The 240-nt window shown below is 63.3% G+C and carries 1 pseudogene; it reads right to left on the minus strand.

What is annotated here, in order from left to right:
• Nucleotides 1-240: pseudogene (locus AAEY80_RS14830) on the minus strand (AAA family ATPase); the annotation flags it as partial.

Here is a 240-nt window from a genome sequence, read left to right on the forward strand (position 1 = left end):
GCTCTTGACCTTCTCCAGCGGGGCCACGGCGGCCATGATTGCTTCCGCGATGTGCGTCGCCTTCAGCGTCTTGCCTTTCTGGTCGTTGTCCTCCATCGCCAGCACGTACGGCTTGATGACGATGATCGGATGACTCTCGCGCATCACGCGGTCTTCGAGGTCGCGCATCAGCGTCGTCTTGCCGCCGCCCGATTCCGCGACGACGGCCAGGAGCCCGCCATGCTTCGCAGTCTGGAACAT

It is taken from the genome of Psychrobacter sp. 78a-MNA-CIBAN-0178, from assembly GCF_040309625.1.
GTDB classification, from domain to species: Bacteria; Pseudomonadota; Gammaproteobacteria; order Pseudomonadales; family Moraxellaceae; genus Psychrobacter; species Psychrobacter okhotskensis.